At 48.1% G+C, this 24011-nt stretch carries 25 protein-coding genes; 19 read left to right on the top strand and 6 right to left on the bottom strand.

Annotation, left to right across the window (positions count from 1 at the left end; all coding sequences use genetic code 11):
• Nucleotides 1-10: 10 nt before the first annotated feature.
• Both argF and XMD530_RS05065 read right to left on the bottom strand, forming a co-directional pair.
• Entirely contained in the window at nucleotides 11-919 is a 909-nt protein-coding gene (gene argF, locus XMD530_RS05070; protein WP_173483232.1) for an ornithine carbamoyltransferase, read from the bottom strand.
• Between the two features lie 60 nt (nucleotides 920-979).
• Nucleotides 980-2161 (bottom strand): aspartate aminotransferase family protein, encoded by a 1182-nt coding sequence (locus XMD530_RS05065; RefSeq protein ID WP_217363899.1) that lies wholly within the window; start codon nucleotides 2159-2161, stop codon nucleotides 980-982.
• Nucleotides 2162-2330: 169 nt separating this feature from the next.
• Between XMD530_RS05065 and grxD the strand changes: the two genes are divergently transcribed.
• Nucleotides 2331-2672 (top strand): Grx4 family monothiol glutaredoxin, encoded by a 342-nt coding sequence (gene grxD, locus XMD530_RS05060; RefSeq protein WP_173483231.1) that lies wholly within the window; start codon nucleotides 2331-2333, stop codon nucleotides 2670-2672.
• 16 nt (nucleotides 2673-2688) lie between these two features.
• Here the strand turns inward: grxD and rnt are convergent, their stop codons facing one another.
• Nucleotides 2689-3324 (bottom strand): ribonuclease T, encoded by a 636-nt coding sequence (rnt, locus tag XMD530_RS05055; RefSeq protein WP_173483279.1) that lies wholly within the window; start codon nucleotides 3322-3324, stop codon nucleotides 2689-2691.
• Nucleotides 3325-3555: 231 nt separating this feature from the next.
• Between rnt and XMD530_RS05050 the strand changes: the two genes are divergently transcribed.
• The 9 genes from XMD530_RS05050 to XMD530_RS05010 all read left to right on the top strand — a co-directional run bounded on the left by XMD530_RS05050 (nucleotide 3556) and on the right by XMD530_RS05010 (nucleotide 13999).
• Nucleotides 3556-4776: an argininosuccinate synthase gene (locus XMD530_RS05050; RefSeq protein ID WP_173483230.1), complete on the top strand. Its 1221-nt coding sequence runs from the start codon at nucleotides 3556-3558 to the stop codon at nucleotides 4774-4776.
• 203 nt (nucleotides 4777-4979) lie between these two features.
• The gene (locus XMD530_RS05045; RefSeq protein ID WP_173483229.1) at nucleotides 4980-6020 is read left to right on the top strand and encodes a hydroxymethylglutaryl-CoA reductase; all 1041 of its coding nucleotides are present in this window, start codon (nucleotides 4980-4982) and stop codon (nucleotides 6018-6020) included.
• Nucleotides 6017-7042 carry a type 2 isopentenyl-diphosphate Delta-isomerase gene (gene fni / locus XMD530_RS05040; protein ID WP_173483228.1) on the top strand — a complete coding sequence of 342 codons (1026 nt, stop codon included), beginning with the start codon at nucleotides 6017-6019 and terminating at the stop codon, nucleotides 7040-7042. Before XMD530_RS05045 ends, fni begins: the two co-directional genes overlap by 4 nt.
• Nucleotides 7043-7057: 15 nt before the next feature.
• Nucleotides 7058-8224 (top strand): hydroxymethylglutaryl-CoA synthase, encoded by a 1167-nt coding sequence (locus tag XMD530_RS05035; RefSeq protein ID WP_173506842.1) that lies wholly within the window; start codon nucleotides 7058-7060, stop codon nucleotides 8222-8224.
• Nucleotides 8225-8226: 2 nt separating this feature from the next.
• Entirely contained in the window at nucleotides 8227-9234 is a 1008-nt protein-coding gene (locus XMD530_RS05030) for a mevalonate kinase (protein WP_173483226.1), read from the top strand.
• The gene (gene mvk / locus XMD530_RS05025) at nucleotides 9231-10154 is read left to right on the top strand and encodes a mevalonate kinase (RefSeq protein ID WP_173506841.1); all 924 of its coding nucleotides are present in this window, start codon (nucleotides 9231-9233) and stop codon (nucleotides 10152-10154) included. Before XMD530_RS05030 ends, mvk begins: the two co-directional genes overlap by 4 nt.
• Nucleotides 10151-11146 carry a diphosphomevalonate decarboxylase gene (mvaD, locus tag XMD530_RS05020; protein ID WP_371731727.1) on the top strand — a complete coding sequence of 332 codons (996 nt, stop codon included), beginning with the start codon at nucleotides 10151-10153 and terminating at the stop codon, nucleotides 11144-11146. The genes mvk and mvaD overlap by 4 nt, the downstream gene beginning before the upstream one ends.
• Nucleotides 11139-13475: a DNA polymerase II gene (locus XMD530_RS05015; RefSeq protein WP_371731726.1), complete on the top strand. Its 2337-nt coding sequence runs from the start codon at nucleotides 11139-11141 to the stop codon at nucleotides 13473-13475. The genes mvaD and XMD530_RS05015 overlap by 8 nt, the downstream gene beginning before the upstream one ends.
• Nucleotides 13476-13486: 11 nt before the next feature.
• A complete protein-coding gene (locus XMD530_RS05010) occupies nucleotides 13487-13999 on the top strand; it encodes a retropepsin-like aspartic protease (protein ID WP_173506840.1) in 513 nt (170 codons plus the stop codon).
• Between the two features lie 165 nt (nucleotides 14000-14164).
• Here the strand turns inward: XMD530_RS05010 and XMD530_RS05005 are convergent, their stop codons facing one another.
• The gene (locus tag XMD530_RS05005; protein WP_173482599.1) at nucleotides 14165-14497 is read right to left on the bottom strand and encodes a Qac family quaternary ammonium compound efflux SMR transporter; all 333 of its coding nucleotides are present in this window, start codon (nucleotides 14495-14497) and stop codon (nucleotides 14165-14167) included.
• Nucleotides 14498-14986: 489 nt separating this feature from the next.
• Here XMD530_RS05005 and XMD530_RS05000 point away from each other — a divergent pair, with 489 nt between their 5' ends.
• Entirely contained in the window at nucleotides 14987-15556 is a 570-nt protein-coding gene (locus XMD530_RS05000) for a hypothetical protein (RefSeq protein WP_173482299.1), read from the top strand.
• A gap of 172 nt (nucleotides 15557-15728) precedes the next feature.
• Here the strand turns inward: XMD530_RS05000 and XMD530_RS04995 are convergent, their stop codons facing one another.
• Nucleotides 15729-16064: a hypothetical protein gene (locus tag XMD530_RS04995; RefSeq protein ID WP_173483130.1), complete on the bottom strand. Its 336-nt coding sequence runs from the start codon at nucleotides 16062-16064 to the stop codon at nucleotides 15729-15731.
• A 107-nt stretch (nucleotides 16065-16171) separates the two neighbouring features.
• Between XMD530_RS04995 and XMD530_RS04990 the strand changes: the two genes are divergently transcribed.
• Nucleotides 16172-17419 (top strand): lipoprotein-releasing ABC transporter permease subunit, encoded by a 1248-nt coding sequence (locus XMD530_RS04990; RefSeq protein WP_173506839.1) that lies wholly within the window; start codon nucleotides 16172-16174, stop codon nucleotides 17417-17419.
• Nucleotides 17412-18092 (top strand): ABC transporter ATP-binding protein, encoded by a 681-nt coding sequence (locus tag XMD530_RS04985; RefSeq protein ID WP_173483221.1) that lies wholly within the window; start codon nucleotides 17412-17414, stop codon nucleotides 18090-18092. Before XMD530_RS04990 ends, XMD530_RS04985 begins: the two co-directional genes overlap by 8 nt.
• Here the strand turns inward: XMD530_RS04985 and XMD530_RS04980 are convergent.
• Nucleotides 18089-18610: a DUF2062 domain-containing protein gene (locus XMD530_RS04980; protein WP_173506838.1), complete on the bottom strand. Its 522-nt coding sequence runs from the start codon at nucleotides 18608-18610 to the stop codon at nucleotides 18089-18091. The genes XMD530_RS04985 and XMD530_RS04980 overlap by 4 nt on opposite strands.
• A 119-nt stretch (nucleotides 18611-18729) precedes the next feature.
• Here XMD530_RS04980 and XMD530_RS04975 point away from each other — a divergent pair, with 119 nt between their 5' ends.
• From XMD530_RS04975 to kdsB, 6 genes are all read left to right on the top strand, one after another.
• Nucleotides 18730-20934 (top strand): DNA internalization-related competence protein ComEC/Rec2, encoded by a 2205-nt coding sequence (locus tag XMD530_RS04975; RefSeq protein WP_173506837.1) that lies wholly within the window; start codon nucleotides 18730-18732, stop codon nucleotides 20932-20934.
• 67 nt (nucleotides 20935-21001) lie between these two features.
• Nucleotides 21002-21622 (top strand): MotA/TolQ/ExbB proton channel family protein, encoded by a 621-nt coding sequence (locus XMD530_RS04970; RefSeq protein ID WP_173489098.1) that lies wholly within the window; start codon nucleotides 21002-21004, stop codon nucleotides 21620-21622.
• Between the two features lie 8 nt (nucleotides 21623-21630).
• Entirely contained in the window at nucleotides 21631-22041 is a 411-nt protein-coding gene (locus XMD530_RS04965; RefSeq protein WP_173489099.1) for a biopolymer transporter ExbD, read from the top strand.
• Between the two features lies 1 nt (nucleotide 22042).
• Nucleotides 22043-23032 (top strand): tetraacyldisaccharide 4'-kinase, encoded by a 990-nt coding sequence (lpxK, locus tag XMD530_RS04960; RefSeq protein WP_173506836.1) that lies wholly within the window; start codon nucleotides 22043-22045, stop codon nucleotides 23030-23032.
• A 1-nt stretch (nucleotide 23033) separates the two neighbouring features.
• Nucleotides 23034-23219 carry a Trm112 family protein gene (locus XMD530_RS04955; protein ID WP_173483215.1) on the top strand — a complete coding sequence of 62 codons (186 nt, stop codon included), beginning with the start codon at nucleotides 23034-23036 and terminating at the stop codon, nucleotides 23217-23219.
• Nucleotides 23220-23224: 5 nt separating this feature from the next.
• Nucleotides 23225-23992, top strand: a complete 768-nt coding sequence (gene kdsB / locus XMD530_RS04950) for a 3-deoxy-manno-octulosonate cytidylyltransferase (protein ID WP_173483214.1) — start codon at nucleotides 23225-23227, stop codon at nucleotides 23990-23992.
• Nucleotides 23993-24011: the final 19 nt, after the last annotated feature.

Raw genomic sequence — 24011 nt, 5'->3', positions numbered from 1 at the left:
ACTCAAAGGGTTAAATGCCTACTAGAAGGAACTCCAGAAGTGCTTTTTGGGCGTGTAGGCGGTTTTCAGCTTCTTGAAATGCAACGCAACGTGGGTCGTCCATCATTTCGTCGCTGACCTCTTCACCGCGGTGAGCCGGCAGGCAGTGCATGAATAGAGCATCCGGTTTAGCGAGATCCATCAATGCTGTATTGACTTGGAATCCATCAAAACGCTTCAGACGAAGAGCCTCTTCCTCCTCCTGTCCCATTGATGCCCAAACATCGGTTACAACCAGGTCGCTATCTTTAACGGCTTCTTTGGGATCATGAGTAATTGTTACACGACCAGGGTTTGCGGCGAGTAGCTCTGCATCTGGCTCAAAACCTTTAGGACAAGCGACGTTTAAATGGAAATCAAACTGGCGAGCCGCATTGATGTAGCTACTGCACATGTTATTGCCATCACCAACCCATGCCACGGTCTTACCTTTAATAGAACCTCGGATCTCTTGATAGGTCTGCATGTCGGCAAGAAGCTGACAGGGGTGGAACTCATCGGTCAGCGCGTTAATGACCGGCACCTTGGAGTTGGCTGCAAAGGTTTCAACTAATTCGTGGCTGAAGGTGCGAATCATCACTACATCAACCATGCTAGAGATGACTCGAGCGCTGTCTTCAATCGGTTCACCGCGTCCCAGCTGGGTGTCGCGAGGGGATAGGAACATCGCATGACCACCAAACTGTGCCATGCCTGCTTCGAAGGAGACACGTGTTCGTGTAGACGACTTTTCAAAGATCATCGCCATAACGCGATTCTTGAGTGGCTCGTAGATCTCTCCCGCATTGCGCATGCGTTTGAGTTCAATCGCACGATTGATCAGTTTGTTAAGCTCTTCAGGCGTTAGGTCTAGAAGAGTTAGAAAGTGTCTTGTTCCCATAAAAATTAAAACGTCAGCCAAATGCATGGCTGACGATATCCTAAATAAAGTTAGTTTTGATTACTTTGCAAGTAGCTGATGAACTAGCTCAGATACAGTCTCTATCAGTTGCTCTGCTTCAGACTCAGAGATGATTAGAGGTGGTAGCAATCGAATAACCTTACCTCCTCCATTCACATTGAGCAATAGCTGATTGTCAGAGGCAAGTTTAGCTAAGCCAGCAATGTCAGTATTGAACTGACAACCGATCATCAACCCTTTGCCTCGTACCTCAACAAATTCTTCAAGGTCGGCAAAGCGAGAGGCCAAGCCATCACGAATCTGTTGGCCACGAGCCATCGCATTGGCCATCAGTTCTTCATTTTGGATGGTGTTGTAAACGGCAAGCGCCGCCGCACATACCAATGGATTACCACCGTAGGTTGAGCCGTGGTTACCAGGACCGAATACATGGTTGCCATGTTTTGCAACCAAGCAGGCACCAATAGGAACCCCGTTGCCTAGACCTTTTGCTGTGGTCAATACGTCAGGCTGTACACCTTCATGTTGGAATGCAAAGTATTTGCCAGTACGTCCATTACCTGTTTGAACCTCATCAAGCATGAGCAGCCACTCATTCTCATCACAAATCTCACGCAGTGCTTTTAGGTAGCCGTCGGTAGGGACGTGCACGCCACCTTCACCCTGAACGGGCTCTACAAGAATCGCCACAATGCTGCGGTTGTTTGATGCGACCTTCTTAATCGCTTCAACATCATCGTATGGCACGCGCACGAAGCCACTCAGAAGCGGTTCAAACCCCGCTTGTATGGCACGATTTCCCGTGGCTGACAGCGTTGCCATGGTGCGGCCATGAAAACTCTGTTCCATCACAATGATAGACGGATTAGTGATGCCGCGATCGTTACCGTATTTACGAGCAATCTTGATTGCCGCCTCATTCGATTCCGCACCGGAGTTACAGAAGTAGACCGCTTCCATATTGGTCTCTTTACACAACTTTTCACCCAGTTGCTGTTGCAGAGAGATCTCGTACAGGTTGGAGGTGTGAATCAGTTTAGCGGCTTGTTCGCTGAGTGCTTGAGTAACGGCAGGGTGAGCGTGACCAAGACCAGTTACTGCAATGCCAGAAAGTGCATCCAGATAGCGTCGCCCCTCAGTGTCGTACAACCAAACGCCTTCACCGTGAGTGAAAGCAACAGGTAACCGAGCGTAGGTGGGCATTACAGGGGTCATGGTCATTGAAAGTGTTCTCCATAAAACGCAAAAAGACAGCCGTGGCTGTCGCTGGAGACTAATATTATTTTGTGCTTACAAAATAAGCAATCTTAGAGTGGTTATAACCGAGTTTTTTACTCAGATTTACTGTATAGTGCGCCCATTCGTTCAATGAGATTTAAGAGGTGAGTTAATGAGCACTTTAGAGACAATTAAAGAACAGATCGAAAGCAATGCCATTCTTCTTTACATGAAAGGCACACCTCGCTTTCCTCAGTGTGGTTTTTCATCACGTGCATCTGAAGCGTTGATGTCGTGTAACGAACGTTTTGCTTTCGTAAACATCCTTGAGAACCCTGACATTCGTGCAGAACTACCAAAGTACGCTAACTGGCCGACCTTCCCTCAGTTGTGGGTTAATGGTGAGCTAGTCGGCGGGTGTGACATTATCTGTGATATGGCAGCGAGCGGTGAACTACAGACATTGGTCTCTGAAGCGGCTAAATCTGAAGAGGGTGACAACGCTGAGGGTTAATCCCCGCTGACGCTTGTTAGTCCAGCTCGCTCTCTTCTCTGAGGGCGAGCATCATGTCCCATCCCCCCATCTCTTTCCACTGATTGACAATCATGCAAAATAGCTCGGCCGTTTTCTCTGTGTCGTAGAGAGCGGAGTGCGCCTGTTTGTTGTCGAAGCTAATTCCGGCGAGATCGCACGCCTTAGCGAGGACCGTATGGCCATACGCTAGACCCGCCAGTGTGGCGGTATCAAAAGTGGAGAATGGGTGGAATGGATTGCGCTTGATGTCACAACGATCAGCTGCATTGCATACAAAGCTATGATCAAAGTGGGCGTTATGTCCAACCAAAATGGCTCGTTTGCAGTCATGCGCTTTAACCGCTTTGCGGATAGGCTTGAAGATCTTCTCCATCGCCATGAGTTCTGGCTCGGCCTCACGATCCGGCGACCAAGGGTCGATGCCGGTGAAATCCAACGCCGATTGTTCTAGGTTTGCCCCTTCGAAAGGCTCTACGTGCGCCTCAATTGACTGATCTACGATCAGGTAGCCCTCTTCATCCATGGTCAGAGTGACCGCTGCAATCTCTAAGAGAGCATCGGTTTGAGCATTGAATCCAGCCGTTTCGACATCAACAACAACGGGAAGATAACCACGGAAACGGTCTGCCATTGGGTGACGCTGTTTCGAATTTGGCACAGTAGATCCTTACTCTTCGATGGGGTTTTATGGAGTTTAACAAATCCAAAGGATAAGGGCAGAGTTAAAACTCAGATCTACTGATATTTATTTAAATGTTCGCTATAATTTCCCCCCATAAATTTTAGCGCTGTCTGATTCATGAGTTCAGTGCGCCGTATTAACCTCTACCCAGATCGGGTGAGCATGTAGTTGGAGTCGTCAATGTCCGACATTAAAAAAGTCGTTTTAGCTTATTCTGGTGGTTTGGATACCTCTGTAATCGTTCGTTGGTTACAAGATGAGTACAATGCCGAAGTTGTAACCTTTACTGCTGACATCGGTCAGGGTGAAGAGGTTGAGCCAGCGCGAGCTAAAGCTGAAGCCTTGGGCGTCAAGGAGATCTACATCGAAGATCTTCGTGAAGAGTTTGTTCGTGACTACGTATTCCCAATGTTCCGTGCGAACACTATTTACGAAGGTGAATACCTACTGGGTACTTCAATCGCTCGTCCACTCATCGCTAAGCGTCTGGTTGAGATCGCTAACGAGACTGGTGCTGATGCGATTTCACACGGTGCGACCGGTAAAGGTAACGATCAGGTACGTTTCGAATTGGGTGCCTACGCACTGAAACCGGGCGTGCACGTCATTGCACCTTGGCGTGAGTGGGATCTTAACTCGCGTGAGAAGTTGATGGCTTACTGTGAAACTCACAACATCCCAGTCGATTTCTCTAACAAAAAGAAAAAATCACCTTACTCTATGGATGCGAACCTGCTTCACATCTCATACGAAGGCGGCATTCTTGAAGATCCTTGGGCAGAAGCTGAAGCCGATATGTGGCGTTGGTCTGTCTCTCCAGAGGAGGCTCCAGATCAGCCAACTTACCTTGAATTGACCTACCGTCAGGGTGACATCGTTGCGATCAACGGTGAAGAGATGTCTCCAGCTACCGTATTGACTTACCTTAACAAGGTGGGTGGTGAAAACGGTATCGGTCGTCTTGATATCGTAGAGAACCGTTTCGTTGGTATGAAGTCACGTGGCTGTTACGAAACACCGGGTGGAACCATCATGCTGCCTGCACACCGTGCGATTGAATCGATTACTCTAGATCGTGAAACGGCTCACCTAAAAGATGAGTTGATGCCACGTTACGCTAAAGTCATCTACAACGGCTTCTGGTGGTCAGAAGAGCGTAAGATGCTTCAAACGATGATCGACGAGAGTCAGAAGTACGTGAACGGTGAAGTTCGTGTGAAGCTGTACAAAGGTAACGTGACGGTTGTTGGTCGTCGCTCTGAAGAGAGTCTGTTCGACGAGAGCATTGCAACCTTTGAAGATGACGCAGGCTCTTACGATCAGAAAGACGCAGCTGGCTTCATTAAGTTGAATGCACTTCGTATGCGTATCGCTGCTAGCAAAGGTCGTAAGTTCGACTAATCGTCAACTAGTCTAGTTTGCTAAATCGAAGCCCGAATCATCGTTAAGATGACTCGGGTTTTTTGTTTTTTCAGTGATCTCAGTTGCTCTGTTATGAGTTCAATCAATTGCATCAGGTAGATGTGATCGATAAAATTGCTCTTAGTTAGTTTTTGAACCTAAAGGGTTGTTGCTACAACCCTTTTTTATTGGATTTTCAGCGGATGAAAACACACAAAATTCTTCAAGCTCCGATCCCAATGCGCTGGGTCGGTCCGATGAAACTGTCAGGTCATCTGATTGAAGAGAAGTTGAGTGTTCCTCTAGCCACTTACGAAACCCCTCTGTGGCCATCCGTTGGTCGTGGTGCACGCATCTCTACTCTCTGTGAAGAGGGGATTAAAGTCAGTGTGATTGATGAGCGTATGACCCGCTCGATTTTGCTTGAAGCGGAAGATGCCTATGCAGCGCACCAAGCGATCCAGTCTCTAAAAGCTCGAATGGATGACCTCAATGAGGTAGTGGCAAAATCGAGTCGTTTCGCCAAGTTAATTGATCTGAATTCTCAGGTGGTTGGTAACCTTATCTACCTACGCCTAGAGTTTACGACGGGCGATGCTTCTGGTCACAATATGGTGACCAATGCTGCTGATCATCTGATCCCTTGGATTTTGACAGAGTATCCACACCTTCAGTACAGCTCTATATCCGGTAACTATTGCTCCGATAAAAAGGCGACCGCCGTTAATGGCATTCTTGGTCGTGGTAAGTATGTGGTTTGTGAAATCCTGATTCCACGGGATATCGTTGAGCGCCGCCTTCACTCTACGCCAGAGAAAATTGTTGATCTGAACATCAAGAAAAACCTGATCGGAACAATGATTGCCGGCGGTTTACGCAGTGCTAATGCGCACTACGCTAATATGCTGCTCGCCTTTTACTTGGCGACAGGTCAGGATGCGGCCAACATCATTGAGGGATCACAAGGTGTGGTTCACGCTGAGGTTCGCAACGGCGATTTATACTTCAGCTGTACGCTACCCAACCTAATCGTCGGCAGTGTCGGTAACGGCAAAGGGATCGACTTTGTAGAAGAGAACCTAGAACGCCTTGGCTGTCGAGATGATCGTGAGCCGGGTGCTAATGCACGTCGATTGGCGGCTATCTGTGGTGCTACGGTTCTGTGTGGTGAGCTGTCGCTGATTGCTGCGCAGACTAACCCAGGTGAGCTGATGCAGTCGCACCTGCAAATGGAACGCAAATGAGTCAGCTGACCAACGATCGAAAAATTGAGCACATCAATGCGATTCTGCAGGATGCAGAGACCGATCGTGATGCGCGCTACTTCGATCGTATCAAGTTAACGCACAGGGCGTTGCCAGAGCTCGATTTCGAAAAGATCGATCCGTCCATTGAATTGTTGGGTAAATCGCTAAGCTTCCCGATGCTTATTTCATCGATGACGGGTGGTGATCATGAGTTGATCCGAACCATTAACCGTAATCTTGCAGAAGCAGCCGAGCGTTGTGGTGTGGCGATGGCGGTGGGTTCGCAGCGAGTGATGTTCAGTGATGAGTCGGCTAAGAGTAGTTTTGATCTTCGATCGGTTGCTCCCAATGCGTTATTGATTGGCAATGTTGGTGCTGTGCAGCTCAACTATGGTTTTTCACTGGAGCAGTGTCAGGCTGCGGTTGACCTGCTTAAGGCTGATGCTCTCTACCTTCACTTGAACCCTTTGCAGGAGGCTATTCAGCCAGAGGGTGATCGTAATTTCGCGAATCTGACGGATCAGATCCAACAGGTTGTCGAGGGTTTGTCCGTTCCAGTCTGGTTGAAAGAGGTGGGTTCTGGCCTGTCGGCCGCCGATGTGGAGCTTGGTTACCGAGCAGGTGTTCGCTATTTCGATGTGGCAGGCAGTGGTGGAACCTCTTGGAGTCGAATCGAACATCATCGTCGTGATCAGGATGATCTTGGGCTGTTATTTCAAGATTGGGGATTACCAACTCCAGTGGCGTTAGATCAATGTCAGCCTTGGCAGGATAAGAGTACGTTGATTGCCAGTGGTGGTCTACGCAATGGGATTGATCTAGCTAAGTCTGTTATACTCGGCGCCTCGCTGGGGGGATTTGCAGCGCCTCTACTGCAACCGGCAATGCAATCCGCTGAAGCGGTTGTCGACGTAATTGAACGTATCAAACGTGAATATGTAACGGCACTGTTTCTTTTAGGTGTGCCCAGTACGACAGCGCTTAAGGGTCAGCGAGCGCTTATCATCGAACAGTTTTAAGGATTTGATCAAAGTATGTCCGTAGGTATCGACGAAATCAGCTTTTATACATCGAGCTACTACCTCGATTTGCGCACGCTGGCTGAACGTCAAGGCACTGATCCTAACAAGTATTACGATGGTATTGGTCAAGAGAAGATGGCGATGGCGGCGCATGATGAGGATATCGTCACGCTTGCTGCGAACGCTGCACTTCCCATTGTTGAGCGCATTGGAACCGATGCTATCTCAACGATTCTGTTTGCGACTGAAACCGGTATTGATCAATCCAAAGCGGCGGGAGTCTATGTACATCGTCTGTTGGGATTGAACAGTCGTTGCCGCGTCGTTGAGCTCAAACACGCTTGTTACAGTGCAACAGCGGCCGTTCAAATGGCCAGTGCACTGGTTGCTCGTAACCCAAGTAAACAGGTGCTTGTGATCGCCTCCGATGTGGCCCGTTACGATCTGGACTCTCCAGGTGAAGCCACCCAGGGTTGTGGTGCGGTTGCAATGCTGATTAAAGCAAATCCAAGAGTTCTAGAGATTGAACCAGAATCGGGTACTCATACTGAAGATGTGATGGATTTTTGGCGTCCCAACTACCGAACAACGGCGCTGGTTGATGGCAAATACTCGACCAAAATTTACCTAACATCGTTAAAACGTAGCTGGGAAAACTTCTGTGAAGAGAGTTCAGTTCGCTACGGTGATATCGACTATTTCTGTTACCACCTGCCGTTCGGCAAGATGGCACAGAAAGCTCACTCACAGTTAGCTCGTGTCAATAAGACGGGTCAAACTCCGGAAGAGCTTGCTGCTCAGATTGAACCAACACTCATCTACAACCGTTTGATCGGTAACTGTTACACAGCGTCAATGTATATTGGGCTCTGCTCCCTTCTTGAGCAACTCAACGAAGATTTAACCGATAAACGCATCGGGCTGTTCAGTTATGGATCGGGTTCAGTCAGTGAGTTCTTTACCGCTAAGGTGGTGTCTGGCTACCAATCGGCGTTGAATACAGGCCGCCACGCTGAACTGTTAAAGGATCGGACTGAGTTGAGCTACGAAGAGTATCTCACCCTTTACCGTTACCCAGATCCACGTGATGGTGGGCAACATGTGATTGAGCCCGATACACAGGGTCGCTTCCGTTTGGCGGCGATTAGCGATCACAAACGTGAGTACGTAGAACGCTAGTCATGTCGGTTGCGAGTGCTCCCGGAAAGATCATTTTAAGTGGTGAGCACTCTGTTGTGTACGGTGCCCCAGCTCTCGCATTCTCGGTAAAACAGCGTTTAACCGTTAACTTCACTCCCGATCTACTGCCGCGTCTTAGCTGGTTTGCTCCAGACAGAGCACATGAGATGGCGCTGGAGAAGTTGTCCACTCTTCGTCACAAATTGGACGCAGCGTTTGATGGCTACCTTCGAGGTGAGCGCTCCATCAGCGAGATCTTCTCTCGACCGGCAGAGTTGATTTTCTACACCGTTGATGTGGCTCGCATACTAGGTAACCTTGAACGCATTCCACGCGGCAAATTTGATATTCAATCGGATATTCCTGTTGGTGCGGGCATGGGCTCATCTGCCGCTCTGCTTGCGGCGCTTTTGAAACTCTTCTCCAAACACGAAGATTTGCCAACCTTGATTGAGCAAGTGCGACACTGTGAACGGTTACAACACGGTCGTGGCAGTTTGATTGATGCGGCTACAGTTACTATGGGTGGTTTGGTCAAAGTCGAGCAAGATCAAGCGAGTCGATTAGGGGAATTACCGGAAATATTTAATCAGGATTGGTATTGGATATTCACTGGAACTCCCGCTACAAGTACCGGTGTCTGTGTCGAGCGTGTCCGCGCCCAGTTTGAGCAGTCGGATATATGGAGCGAGTTTGCTGCGGTGACGAACCGCATCGAAACGGCTCAAACCGATCTCGATCAGCTCTTCTCTGCGATTCAAGATAACCACCGCCTATTAAACCGTATCGGGGTGGTGCCCGCCCGAGTCACCGCATTGATTGAGCAGATCGAGAGGTTAGGCGGTGCGGCTAAAATCGCAGGTGCTGGTGCGGTGTCGGGTGATACCGGTGGGCTTGTGCTGGCGTATCTGCCCAATCAAACACCGGATGCTTTGAAGTTACCGGCTTTGATGCGCTGGGGGCGAGTTGAGTCGGATGGTTTGGGTGTCACTCTCGGAGACGATGTATGATCTGTTATTCGGCACCCGGTAACCTGATGTTAATGGGCGAGCATGCCATCTTGCATGGCCAACCTGCTATTGCACTGGCCGTTGGTAACAGGCTGTCTGTCTCTTTGATCCCGCGAGTGGATGAGGTCGTCACTATCGAGTCGGAACTGGGTCGTTATCAGAGCGCTTTGAGTGAGTTAACAGACGATTCAACGTTTAGCTTTATGGTCGCTGCAATTCAGCTGTGTCAGTCGAAGTTAAAACAGGGGTTTGATTTAAAAGTCTCCAGCCAGTTTTCTGACCAAGTTGGTTTGGGTTCATCTGCCGCAGTCACGGCTTCAACCCTTGCTTGTCTGTTAAACTTCTGTGGTGAGCCGGTTACCAATGATCAGGTATTCAAGCTGGCTCTAGAGGCTGTTCACAGGGTTCAATTTGGTCGTGGTTCCGGCACTGATTTGGCCGCTTCAATATGGGGTGGTTTGATCGCCTATGAAATGAACGGTGCCAAGGTTCGTCCACTGAAAGGCACTCCTGACATTGATCTCTTTTATGTCGGTTACAAGATGAAAACGCCTGATGTGATTGCCTTGGTTAATCAGCGAGCTGAGGCCGATCCCGCTATATACGCCTCGATCTATCAATTGATGGGGCAGGTGACTCGCGCAGCAGAAGAGGCGATAGAGTCACAAGAGTGGATCCGAGTAGGGCAATTGATGGATCAATACTCAGGCCTAATTGATGCGCTAGGCGTGTGTGATACTAATTTGGCAGACCTGCAATTTAGAATGCGTCAGCAGTCTGGTGTTCTGGGTGCTAAGATTTCAGGGTCTGGTTTGGGTGACTCTGTTATCTCGTTAGGTTTGACCAATCCTTCAGAGATCCCTTATCAACATCTGCCCGTCTCGATACACAGTGAAGGTCTGAAACAGGAGTCAATGTGATTACTAAGCAAGAAGTGCTGACTAAAGTGCTACCCGAGTTGGGGGCTGTTTCTGCATCATCGGAACACTTTGCTCCGAGTAACATCGCTCTGTGTAAGTACTGGGGCAAGCGTGATGCTGAGCTTAATTTGCCGATCAACCCATCCCTCTCTGTCTCATTGAATGATTTGGGTTCTAGAACTCGAGTGACGCCAATTGATCAGCCGATTGATGAGGTTTGGTTAAACGGCCAACAGATGCACCAGGATTCACAGTTTGCAGGTCGCGTTAGTCAGTTCATCGATCTCTTTCGTGGTAGCAAGTCCCTCGCTTTCAGAGTGGAGACTCGAAATAACATTCCTACTGCAGCAGGTCTTGCTTCCTCAGCCTCCGGCTTTGCTGCACTGACGTTGGCGCTGAACGATGCACTATCACTGCAGCTTTCCAATGAAGCGCTATCAATGATTGCTCGTATGGGAAGTGGCAGTGCCTGTCGATCCATCTTTAATGGATTTGTAGAGTGGCATATGGGGCATCGCGAAGATGGTTTGGACAGTCATGCTCATCCAATTGATGCGACCTGGGATGATCTTCGAATCGGTCTGGTCAAAGTGGATATCGGCGAGAAGTCCGTTGATAGCCGATCTGGGATGCAGCGCACCAAAGAGACCTCTCACCTTTATAACAGTTGGCCTGCACAAGCGAATGCCGATCTGTCGAAACTGCATCAGGCGATCTCAGATAAGGACTTTACCCTGTTGGGTTCTACTGCGGAGCATAACGCCATGTCGATGCATGCCACCTTTGCTTCGAGCTGGCCTCCGCTAGTCTATTGGCAGCCAGAGTCGTTAGAGGCGATGCACAAGGTATGGCACCTTCGTGAGCAGGGGTTGGAGGTCTATTTCACCATGGATGCAGGCCCTAACTTGAAGCTTCTTTTCCAGAAAGAGTCTTTAACTGACCTATTGACTCACTTCCCTGAACTGGAGGTAGTCACCCCTTTCGGTGTCTAGCGCGGTTATGCCAACCACTGGCTTCCCTCTCACCCGAACCCAGCGCGATGGCCCGCAGGGCATTGAATACACCTTCTGGTTGACTGGGGTGGAGGGTGCTCATGCGGTTACTGTCTCGAATGCAGAGGCGGTCTGTTTTGTGTTTGCCACTGATCAAGCTGCTATTGAGTCCTGTCTGAAAGATATATCGGGTTGGACGCTGCGTCATTTAGAACTGAAATCCCTCTCCTTAAAACCTGTCATGGGTCTCTACTGCCAAAGCCTAAAAGTTTACTGGGAAGTGTTAAAGCGACTCGAGGCGGTGCAGATTGCTCTCATGGAAGAGGATATCAGGCCGGTTGATCGCTATTTGATGGAACGGTTTATTCGCACCGGGGCTGTTCAGGTAGAAAGTGTTAAAGGGCTAGAGTTGCGCCCCTGTGACTTTACACCTGATTTAAAGCTTCTCTCATTAGATATTGAAACCACGTTAAATGCTAATCAGTTGCTCTCGATTGGCTTGCAGCAGGGCGATCAGAGTCTCGTGCTGTTTAATGGTGAGGCGCCCGATCTGACCTGGTGTGAAGGCTGCTCGGATGAGCGAGCTCTGCTTCAGCGTTTTGTCGAGATAGTGGCAGAGTGGGATCCTGATTTGATCGTCGGCTGGAATTTGATTGGCTTTGATTTGCGCGTGCTCGCTCGGCGAGCTAAGGCCAATCGTGTAGGGCTCAAGCTTGGACGCGATAGCAGTGAAATGCAGGTCGATGTTGGTCAAAATGGTCGTTGGTTCAGTCGTATTGCTGGTCGTGTTGCCATCGACGGCATTGAGACTTTAAAAGGGGCCACCTGGCAATTTGATAGTTTCAGCCTGGAGAGTGTCGCTCAGTCACTCTTGGGGCGTGGTAAAGCGATTGATAACCCCTATGATCGTGGCGAGAAGATTCAGCAGCTCTTTAGAGAGGATAAACAAGCATTAGCAACCTATAACATTGAAGATTGTCGATTGGTGTTAGAGATCTTCAAAAAAGCTGAGTTGCTTGAGTATTTGATCGAACGCACTCGTCTTACAGGTTTGGCCTTGGACAAAGTGGGTGGTTCCCAAGCGGCATTCGATAATCTCTATCTGCCTAAGCTGCATCGCGCAGGCTATGTTGCACCTCCTTATGCCTCTGGTCGCAGTGACCTCTCTGTGCCTGGTGGGTTTGTCATGGAGTCTAAACCCGGTCTCTATCGTGATGTGTTAGTGTTCGATTTTAAGAGCCTCTATCCCAGTATCATTCGTACCTTCTCAGTGGACCCTTTAGCACTCGCTCTGGCGGGTGAGGCCTCAGAGGCGTCATTAGTACCGGGCTTTTTTGGTGCGCAGTTCAATTCTGATGTGGCGATTCTTCCCGCGATCATCAAAGAGCTTTGGTTAGCCCGAGATCGAGCTAAGGCGCAAGGTAACTCTGCGTTGTCACAAGCGATCAAAATACAGATGAATGCCTGCTACGGGGTATTAGGGTCCAATGTCTGTCGCTTCTATGATCAGAACCTATCGGGAGCAATTACATTGAGGGGCCATGAGCTCCTGCAAAAAACCGCACAATGGTTTGAATCTGAACAGGGTCATCAGGTGATTTATGGTGATACCGATTCAGTCTTTGTCTGGTTGGGCGATGATTGCCAACAGAGTGATATGGCGCAGTACGGTGCTGAATTGGCAGATCAAGCCAACCAATGGTTACGAGATCACCTTAAACAGCAATACGGTGTAGAGAGTGCACTTGAACTGCAATACGAGAGTCATTTCAAACGCTTTTTGATGCCAACCATGCGTCACTCTGAAAAGGGCACTAAGAAGCGCTATGCGGGTCTAAAGAGATCGGGTAGTGAAGATCAATTGGTCTTTAAAGGGTTGGAGACGGTTCGGTCAGATTGGACACCCTTGGCGAAAAGGTTCCAGACAGAGTTGTTGTCCAGAATATTCAATGACGAGTCTTGGCGCGATCTAGTCGTTGAGACCACTGAGCAACTGCTCAGCGGTAACTCGGATCATCTATTGACCTATCGTCGACGACTAAGACGACCTCTGGATGCCTATCAGGCCAGTAATCCACCGCATGTGAAAGCGGCTAAAAAAATGCAATCATACCTAGAGAAGCAGGGGTTAAACCTGCGTCTAGGGCGAGGCGACCCTATCGAGTACGTCATGACGATTAACGGTCCAGAACCGGTCATCTGTCGTAGTTCAATCATTGATTATCAACACTATGTCTCTAAACAGTTAGAGCCGGTCGCTGATACAGTATTACCCTTTCTTGGTGCCAGCTTTAATGATCTGATAGATAAACAGAGAGCGCTTTTCTAGAGAGGTTTTGTGTGAATAAGGTTCCGAGTACACAGCTAAAAATGGCCCGTTTTTCTGCGCATATGACCTGGATTCTTATTCTAGTGATGCTTACCTATGGCTTTAACGCCTATCTTGAGCAGCGCGACTATCCCAACTCACAACTATCTTTGGCGAACGGCACCGATCAAGTTCGCCTTATTGCCGATCGAAAAGGGCAGTATCGAGCACCAGGCACCATCAATGGTTACCCCGTCTCTTTTGTGGTTGATACCGGTGCAACCTATGTGTCACTTTCTGATGCCCTGGCCAATGAGCTCTCGTTACCCCGTCAGGGCAAAAGCTTTGCGATAACCGCTAATGGACGAGTACCCGTTGATTTAACTCAGTTAGAGGAGGTTAGCTTGGGTGGGCTCTCCATGGGTAACGTACCGGCAATGATTGTACCTGAGCTAGACAGTCAGATGGTTCTGCTAGGAATGAGTTTTCTGAAACACCTGGACCTTGTTCAAAGCGACGGAAAGCTGGAGCTTCGTGTTCCGTAAGTGGTAATGCTTTTTTGGCTGGTTTCGGTTCATGTCTGACGTCGGCTCACGACCCAAAGCTGACATTAACGCCTTGCTAGGTGGCCTGAAAAGTAGCTATAACTGCCCCTCTTAGCCAGGTATAGCAGACGCAGTACACTTGAGTAACTTATTAGATGCACTGGATTAATGTGCGCTAGTTTTTGAAAGCAAGTTGAGAACAACAACGCCACTAACGATTAACCCCATCCCAACATATCCCCAAAGGTCAAGTTTTTGACCGTGCATAAACCATGCGACTAGAGTAACTAAAACTATGCCAAGCCCTGACCAAATTGCATATGCAATACCAACAGGGATTGATTTCAGAGTAAGTGAAAGTAAATAGAAAGCTGCGCCATAACCAATAATAACAAGCATAGATGGGGCGATTTTAGTAAAACCTTCACTCGACTTCAGACTAGATGTTGCAATTACTTCACAAATAATTGCAGCGGATAAAAACAACCAGTTTTTCAAGGTTTGCTCCAATGTATATATATTGCGATAGAGTAAACTAACCCTTTAATAATGTGCACTCTTGTTCTTTTGGAGAGACTGTGAGCACATGTACATCTAACATTTCAATTCTAAGACGGTTTGATTTGCCGTTTACTATATACCTATAAAGCATATGATTATTTATGTCCTCTTTTGGCACCTGGCAGACTAAGCAAATGGATGAACAGTCCGAGGATAATATCCCGCCTTGAGCGTCTGGCAGGTGAAATATTTATAGGTTTTGGCTTGAAGCGAGCCCCTTCGAGGTATTAGCAGAGACGGCAGCTTTGTGCCGTTAGACGTAGCCCCGCTTAGCGGTCAAACACGACCCAAAGCTGCCACTGACAATTCAAATGGGTTGCACCTGACGTACTTCGTATATAAGTGCGCAGCAAATAATACAGTTACTAGAAAAAACCTTTAATATCTTTATTTTACTATGCGGATGTATTCCTCAGAGGGAAAAGAATGTCGGAGATCAATTCTACTATTACAGAAGGTAAATCAATGCTGATAAGTTTTGCCGACTGGGAAAATCTTTCTACTGATGATCAGTGGTGTAAGCCTGTAGCGTTCAATTCGGCTGCTGATGAGATCAGCTATGTATTTGATCGATACGAGAATTATGGAGCATCACATGTTGAGTATCTGGTTAATCCTAAAAGGAAAACCTTTGAATATCTTCTGACCGACAGGCTTTATAGAGGGTTGATCGACGAAATGCCTATCAGGTTTTATGATTATAGCCTCCTGAGAAAAGATTATCTGGAAGCCGTGATGGAACGAGGACTAGATGAAAATATTTTCAGGCGGTACAAAGAGATAGAAGATCAGAAACTGGCGAAACTATTCAAATGGCTCTCCGATATTTATGAAATTGAAAATGACTGCTTTGAACTGATACAGACATTTTTCGAAAGATTTGAAACCTATGAATCGTATTTAAAATTTATAGAAGTAATGCAGAAAGATACTGCTACTCAGAAAACTGAAAACGAATCATATAAGGTGTTACTTGATCAACTTTCAAGCATCTAAGGCGATTCGGGGCTTGCCAATGTTTTAATTGGCTAGATTCTGATTTAATTCGCAGCTGTAAACGACTGCTATGTGCCGATTTCAGCCGCTCATTTAATGAGAAAATTTATTACAGAGTCAGTGTTTAAGCCTACCAAGGAGAGTATAGCGAGAAGCTAATTCGCTTGGTTAATTACTTCTGTTTGGTTTCTGAGTCATTCTGATAGTAGCTATCTTCATAGTACCTCCCCTTGATGGCTAGTACCTTCTCTAACCAACGGTTGTAGTGTTTCCATATGAAGAAGCCAGGTGTCATCACTACCATAATTGCGACCATTAAACCTGCGCCTTTGTGAGATTCTGGGAACTGTTCCGTAATCAGGCTGAATAATGAGAGTCGCTCTGCAACTAGATACCAGCAGCCCAAGCCAATCAAGCCAACGGCTATTCCAATGTGGTGAAGTTTTTTATTGTCGAGCATGTTTTTCAGAACCCCAAAGATACGCTGTGCTGAGAATAGAGGTTTCATCGGCGATTTTAAATGTTAATCGCGAAATACTCCCTGAATTAGGTTCACTCAAGCGGTCAGAATTGTTAACTTATGCTTCAATTCATTATCTAGGAAATCGCCAGTCGATGTTCAATCCCTTTTCTCTTTTTGTTGGCTGGCGCTACACCCGAGCAAACCGCTCAAACCACTTCATATCCTTTATCAGCTTAGTTTCGACGCTCGGACTGATGCTCGGTGTGGCTGCATTGATTCTAGTACTGAGTGTCATGAACGGTTTTGATCGTGAGCTGAAAGAGCGGATACTTGGTATGGTTCCACAGGCTACCATCAATGGATACAACGCTCCGTTAGATAATTGGCAACCACTACGTGAAACGCTTCTGACTGCGCCTGACGTCGAAGGGGTGGCACCCTTTGTTCAGGCTCAAGGGATGCTGACCGCTTCCGGTCGTGTTCAGCCTGTATTGGTATCAGGTATTGATCCAAAGCTGGAAGAGAGTGTTTCGATAGCCGCCGGTCAGATGACCTTAGGTGATCTAAACTCCCTGCATGCAGGAGAGTATCAGATTGTCTTAGGTGAGCTTCTGGCTAAGTTTTTGGGCGTATCGATGGGGGATAAGGTCAACCTGGTGTTGCCTGAAGCGTCCGTGAGTGTGGCCGGTGTGATTCCCCGCCTAAAGCGTTTTACTGTGTCCGGTATTTTCTCAGTCGGTGCTGAGTTGGATGCCAATTTAGCCTATGTTCATCTACAGGATGCAGCCCGTTTGAAACGAATTAAGGGTGACGCCGTTGAAGGGCTTAGGATTAAATTCAATGACCTGTTCAGTGCGCCTACACGAGTCTATGAACTGGCTAGAGAGTTGAATCATCCTGTCTTTACCTCTGACTGGACTCGAACCCATGGCAATCTATTTCAAGCAATTCAGTTAGAGAAACGAATGATCGGACTGCTGCTGTTCCTGATCGTCTTTGTTGCTGGCTTTAACATCGTCTCAACGCTGGTCATGGTCGTCACCGATAAGCGCTCCGACATCGCAATATTGCGCACTCTAGGCGCGAAGCCAGGGGTGATATTGAGGATCTTTATGATTCAAGGTTCCCTTATAGGACTACTAGGGACTCTGCTTGGGGCTATTTTAGGCATTACGTTAGCGCTGACGGTCTCTGATCTGGTGGCTTGGATAGAGTCGGTGTTAGGCATTCAATTCCTCTCTTCGGAGGTCTACTTCATCAGTTATCTACCCTCTGAGCTTCAATTAGGAGATGTGTCGCTGGTGATTGGCGTGACTCTCACGATGAGCTTCCTAGCTACGCTCTATCCTGCTTGGCGAGCGGCTAAGGTCGAACCTGCGGAGGCGCTTCGTTATGAGTAATGTCTTGGTTGCAAACCAACTATGCCGCTCTTTTGATGAAGCTGAGCGTCAGTTGATCATCATTAATGATCTGAATCTATCTGTGGCTGCCGGAGAGCGTGTGGCCATCATCGGCTCCTCAGGTAGTGGTAAGAGTACGCTACTCAACCTATTGGCAGGGCTGGATACACCTACCGCTGGTGAGGTGGTTATCGCAGGTGAATCGATCAGTCTGCTTTCCGAGAATCGCCGCGCTGAACTGCGGAACTCGCAACTCGGTTTTGTGTTTCAGTTTCACCACCTGCTGCCTGAGTTCTCTGCGTTAGAGAATATCGCCATACCTCAACTCCTGGGCGGTGCGTCTGTTGACGCCGCTCAGCAGCGTGCTGCTTATCTTCTTGATCAGGTAGGTCTCTCATCACGTGCACAACATAAACCCGCTAAGTTGAGTGGGGGAGAGCGTCAACGTGTTGCGATTGCCCGTGCTCTGGCAAACACGCCCGCCTGTGTTTTGATGGATGAACCGACCGGTAATCTTGATCCTCATACCGCCGAAGATGTTGAGCAGTATCTACTGAAACTCAATCAGGAGCAGGGCGTGGCACAGATTGTCGTCACTCATGATCATGCGTTGGCAAAACGGATGGATCGTGTTCTTGAGTTGAAAGAGGGGCGTTTAGTTGAGGTGAACTAGTCTTTGCTAGCACGAGCCTTTAGTAAACGTTTCTGCCAACGGCGTCGCACTTGCCAAACCCACAAGCGGTTGATGGTTAGATAACTGATCCCAGAAAATAGCACTCCACAGATAAGAGAGCCCGTCAGTAGGGGCCACCAGATCGTTGCCAGCTCTGAATGGATGGTGTGTAACTCCCAGCTGATTTTGACCGGCGGCGTTCCTAAAATCCACGCCCCAATTTTATAGGTCGTATAAAAAATAGGTGGCATGGTGATAGGGTTGGTTAACCAAACTAGCCCGATCGAAATGGGTAGGTTTGAGCCAATCCAGAGTGCCAAAAAAGCGGCCACAAGCATCTGACCAGGAATGGGAAGAAAAGCACAGAAAATACCCACCAAAAACGCTTTGGCGGCGGACTTTCGAGTCAAATGGAATAGGTCTGGGTTGTGAAGATGTTCACCAAGCCATTTAAGATGCTTATGACTTTTTAAAGCATCCTGTTTCGGCATGTAACGCTTTAAAAGCTTACGTGGCATCCCTGAACGACCTATCAAATTATTTGGAAGTCAGATTATGCCCTTCGATTATTAATAAACCAACCTGCTATTACTGAAACTTCTGCTAGATTGAATAAATAATTTGGCTTGGATCAAGGATGATCAGTTTTCTTTTAGCAGTGCTTGGGCACGCCTACCTCCCATCTGTCAGTTGGGGATCCTATTTTCTTATTATCTTAACCCTAGGAACGCTTGGCCTTTGGTGGAGCTCTCCTACACTTAGATCTCATCTGCTGTTTGCTCTATTCGGTTTTATGGTGGCCCAGTGGCACGCAGTTGATGGGCTCTCTAAAACCTTACCAATAAGCGTTGTGCCAGATGAGTTTGAGATTGAAGGACAGGTCATCAACTTGCAGCCTCAGGCTCCTGAGGGCTTTCAATCACTGATGTTGGATATAGAGAGTGCGCCTGTTCAGTTGATGGGAATCGAGCGTGTGCGACTGGGGCTATACGACTCTGAGGTGAGAATAGCGGCTGGCGATCGCATTAAAGTGCTGGCCAAGGTGGGTCCACTGAATGCCTACCAAAATGAGTTTAGTCCGGATCGACGCAGAAAAGAGTTTGCGCAGGGGATTGGTGGGTCAGGGTATGTCAAACAGCTGATAAAACATGAGCAGCACAGTTCCATTCGGCAACGGGTACATGATTGGCTGAATCATAATATGAGCCAGTCGGCATCCGCTCTGATGTCCGCCCTTGTTTTGGGTTACAGGGGGGATCTAGATGACAGTCAGTGGGAGCTTCTTAGGGTCAGTGGAACCGTCCATTTAGCGGTTGTTAGCGGATTACATCTAGGGGTGATGTGTCTAGCCGGCCTTCTATTGGGTAGGTTGGTTGTGGTGTCGATCCAGTACCTGGGTGTTAGGCCTACCTCGATAATACAAACCCTTCCCGTTTTATGTGCGATCAGTTTAGCCTCTTTTTATCTCTGGTTCGGAGGCTTTGGTGTGCCGCTTCAGAGAGCTTGGATCATGGCGATCTGCTTGTTGCTACCACAGTTGTTCGCACGGCGAATAGACCCCATGAAACGGCTTAAAATCGCACTCTTTTTGGTTCTGGTTTATGAGCCTCTATCGATTTTAGAGATCGGCTTTTGGCTTTCGTTCAGTCTGGTAGGGTTGTTGATTCAGTTCTCTAATTGGCGCAATGGCTACTCAAGGCTGATAAAGATCTTCGCAGTACAGCTCTTTTTAACCCTCTCAATGTTGCCTATATTACTTTTTGGATTAGGGCAGTTTAATTTAGGCGGTGCACTGTCCAACCTTTGGGCGATTCCCTATGTCTCACTCTTTGTTGCGCTGTTACCCCTAACGCTAGCACTGGTTGGAGTATTTGAGCCGATCTTAGCGTTCTATGAAATTTGGGCTTCAGGGTTTTGGCATGGACTCTATTTTCACTCAGTGATCGGTCTGCATGCTCAGTGGCAAACTCCCGCGATGTTTGGGCTCTTTGTGGGCTTGGCCGCTCTGGTGTTGCTGTTTCTACCTGGACGCCTCAAAGTGATGAGTCTACTGCTTCTACTGCCGTTGCTCATACCCAAACAGAATCGGCCCGATGCAAGTGAGTATGTCGTTCGTCTTCTGGATGTGGGGCAGGGTCTATCAATCTTGATTGAGACTCGAGAGGGAGTGACGGTCTATGATTTGGCGGCTAAAAGTCGAAGCGGTTGGATCGCAGCCCAAGCTACTCTGTTTCCAACTCTCAGAGCACTGGGCTATAGAGAGTTAGATCTGGTTGTTAGTCATTCAGACGTTGATCACAGTGGAGGCTTGGATAGAACGTTAGATCAGTTTTTAGTTAAGCGATTCTATTCTGGCCAGCCCTCTTTAACGGGAGGCACTGCCTGTGCATCACAAAACTGGAAAAAAGGAGAGGTCCGTTTTCAGCTCTACGCGCTACAGAACCAGCAATCCGATAATGATCAAAGTTGTGTTCTGCACGTCGAAAATGGTCGTTGCTCAATATTGATCGCAGGAGATATGTCCAGTCGTGCTGAAATCGAGCTGTTGAATCAAAAGAGATTAACCCCTGTGACTTGGTTGGTCTTATCCCACCACGGGAGCCATAGCTCTTCCTCAGGTGTCTGGCTTGATCAACTTTTGCCGGTGGCTGCGATCGCATCGCGAGGTAAACACAATCGCTTTGGGCATCCCAATGAATCTGTAAAACAGCGTTTGGCCGATCGAGGTGTCACCCTTTTGGATACAGCGGAGCAGGGTGAAATAGTGTTAACTGCGACCCAAGATCAGTGTCTAAGTGACTCTTTTGCAAACTTATATCCCCGTTATTGGCGAACTCATTAATGCTGCGATACTATGGGTTTTTTATCGGCCGTCTTGGCTGGTTAATCTGTCTTTTTGAGGTTTTTCGTTGTTAGAGTTAATTTCCGCCGGTGGTTGGTTGATGCTGCCGATTTTAGCCTGTTCAATTCTTGCACTTGCTATCACGGTTGAGCGTTTAATGGCCCTGAGGGCTGATAGGATTTTGCCACCGGGTCTTCTAGCCGATGTCTGGGGGCTCTATAAAGGTGGGCAGCTGACTAACGAGCGTCTTAAAGAGATAAGAGAGGCGAGTGCATTAGGATCACTGATTGTCGCCGGATTGAGTAACGCAGGCTCAGGTCGCGATGTAATGAAAGAGTCCATTACCGATGCCGCCAGTGACGCCATCCATCAGATGGAGAGATTTTTGAACGCTCTGGGGACTGTCGCAGTCATTACCCCTCTGTTGGGTCTGTTAGGGACTGTGATCGGCATGATTAAAGTCTTCTCCCAGATCATGATTTCCGGCACGGGTAACGCCAACCTTTTGGCCGGGGGTATCTCTGAAGCCCTGATCACAACAGCAGCCGGTTTGACGGTTGCCATCCCTGCGTTGGTAGCGCACCGCTTCTTGCAACGTCGTGTATCGACGCTGGTGTTGGCAATGGAGCAGGAGTCGGTCAAGTTGGTCGATATTATCCATGGTGATCGCAAAGTGGATCTGAAATAGGGCGCTCTGTGAATTTTCCAAGACCTCAATCGGAAGAGATATCCATCAACCTAACTCCATTGATTGATGTGGTCTTCCTGCTACTGATCTTTTTTATGGTGTCGACCACCTTTACTAAAGAGACCCAGCTTAAAGTGGATCTCCCTCAAGCAACGACAGACCAGGTGGCTCAGGTCGATATGCTTGAAATTATTATCAAGGCTGATGGTAGCTTCGCAATCAACGATAAAGCATTGGTCAATGCGCAGTCTAAAACCCTCAGGGCAGCACTTTTAAAAGAGAGTGGTGGTGATCTTACAACCCCTCTAAAGATTTCCGCCGATGCATCGACTCCTCACCAAGCGGTCATTACCACCATGGATGTAGCAGCAAACTTGGGGTTTTCTCAATTGAGTCTTACGACCAGAGAGATCGACTAAGTTGATTGAGAAAGCTTGGTATCAGAAAGCAGGCTGGCTAGTTCTACTGCGTCCCTTATCACTGCTATATGGTTTCATCTCTAGACGCCGCCGTGCTCGTCTGACCGAACAGGCGGTCACAATGGATGTGCCGGTTGTCGTGGTCGGTAATATCAGTGTCGGTGGTACGGGTAAAACACCCCTCTTAATCTATTTGGTGACCCTGGCTAAATCCTTGGGGTTCAACCCTGGTGTGGTCAGTCGTGGATACGGTGGTCAGGCAACAAGTTATCCTATGCAGGTTTCTAACCAGACCTCGCCAGAGGTGGTTGGGGATGAACCGCAGATGATCTTTGAAAAGACAGGAGTGCCAGTCGTTGTTGATCCGAATCGAGTCTCTGCCTGCCAGCATCTAATTGACCAACACCCGGTCGATATCATCTTCAGTGATGATGGTCTGCAGCATTATCAAATGGGGCGTCAGTTCGAAATTGCGGTGATCGACTCTGTGCGAGGGTTAGGTAACCAACAGTTGATGCCGGAAGGACCTTTAAGAGAAGAGCTGTCGCGCTTAAATGAAGTTGATCTGGTTGTGTTGAATGGTGAGGGCTCCTTTAGCTATCCGGGTGCGCTCTCCTATCGTCTACGTCCTACTGCGTTTAGACACCTAGCATCGGGTGAACAAAAAGCGCTTCAGCTCGATGAGCTAGGTAGCAAAACAGTCTATGCATTGGCCGGTATCGGTAACCCTTCACGGTTTTTTGATACCCTAATGGGGCTGGGTTTAGAGCTGAAAACCATCCCATTAAAGGATCACGCACCGATTATTAAAGAGCTGCTCGATCAATACCGCTCATTGCCATTGGTGATGACCGATAAAGATGCAGTAAAATGTCACTCTATCGCCCCAGATAATTGTTGGGCGCTTTCAGTAGAGGCGGAATTTGCACCCAAAGAGGCGGAGCATTTGGCCCGATTACTGAAACGTGTTGTTAACCCTAACGGAGAATAAAATGGATCCTAAACTACTCGATATCCTTGTTTGCCCTGTCAGCAAAGCCCCATTGGAGTGGGATAAGGAGAGTAATGAGCTAGTCTGTCGCACCAGTGGTTTAGCCTATCCTATCCGTGATGGTATTCCTGTGATGCTTGAGAGCGAAGCTCGCACTTTAACCAGTGAAGAGCGCCTTCCGGAGTAAGCTTGATGAGTTTCACTGTTGTTATTCCGGCGCGCTATGCATCTACCCGTTTCCCAGGTAAACCTTTGGTTGAGCTGGCCGGTAAAACGATGGTGCAACACGTCTATGAACGGTCACTTGAGAGTGGTGCTAGTCGTGTCATTGTCGCAACCGATGACCCAAGAATTGAGGCGGTAGCCAAAGGTTTTGGTGCAGAGGTCTGTATGACCTCTGCGGATCATCCTTCAGGCACTGATAGACTCCAAGAGGTCGTTAATAAGATTGGTTTGGCGGATCATGAAATTGTCGTCAATGTTCAGGGTGATGAGCCTCTAATTCCAGCAAAGCTGATCGATCAAGTCGCCGATAACCTTGCGGCACATCAAGATGCAGGCATCTCAACATTAGCCGAGCCTATCGAGACGAAAACCGATCTTTTGAATCCAAATGTGGTCAAGGTTGTGACGGATATTCGCGGCATGGCGCTCTATTTTTCGCGAGCTCCGATCGCTTGGCCGCGAGATATGATGACCAATGATGAGCTGCCTGAGACTCTGCCTTCTCTATTTGCTTGGCGCCGTCATATTGGTATCTACGCCTACCGTGTAGGCTTTCTTAATGCATATGTTCAATGGTCACCTGCACCTATTGAAAAGACTGAATCCCTTGAGCAATTGCGTGCTCTATTCAATGGTGTTTCGATTCATGTAGCCAATGCCGTCGAAGCTCCTCCAGCGGGTGTTGATACCCCTGAAGACCTTGAAAGGCTTAAACGGATAATGGAAGGCCAGTAGGTCGGTTGCAGTAATAAGA

The sequence above is a fragment of the Marinobacterium sp. xm-d-530 genome, assembly GCF_013283365.1.
In the GTDB taxonomy this organism is placed as follows: Bacteria; Pseudomonadota; Gammaproteobacteria; order Pseudomonadales; family Balneatricaceae; genus Marinobacterium_E.
This window is presented reverse-complemented; position numbering and strand designations above follow the sequence as displayed.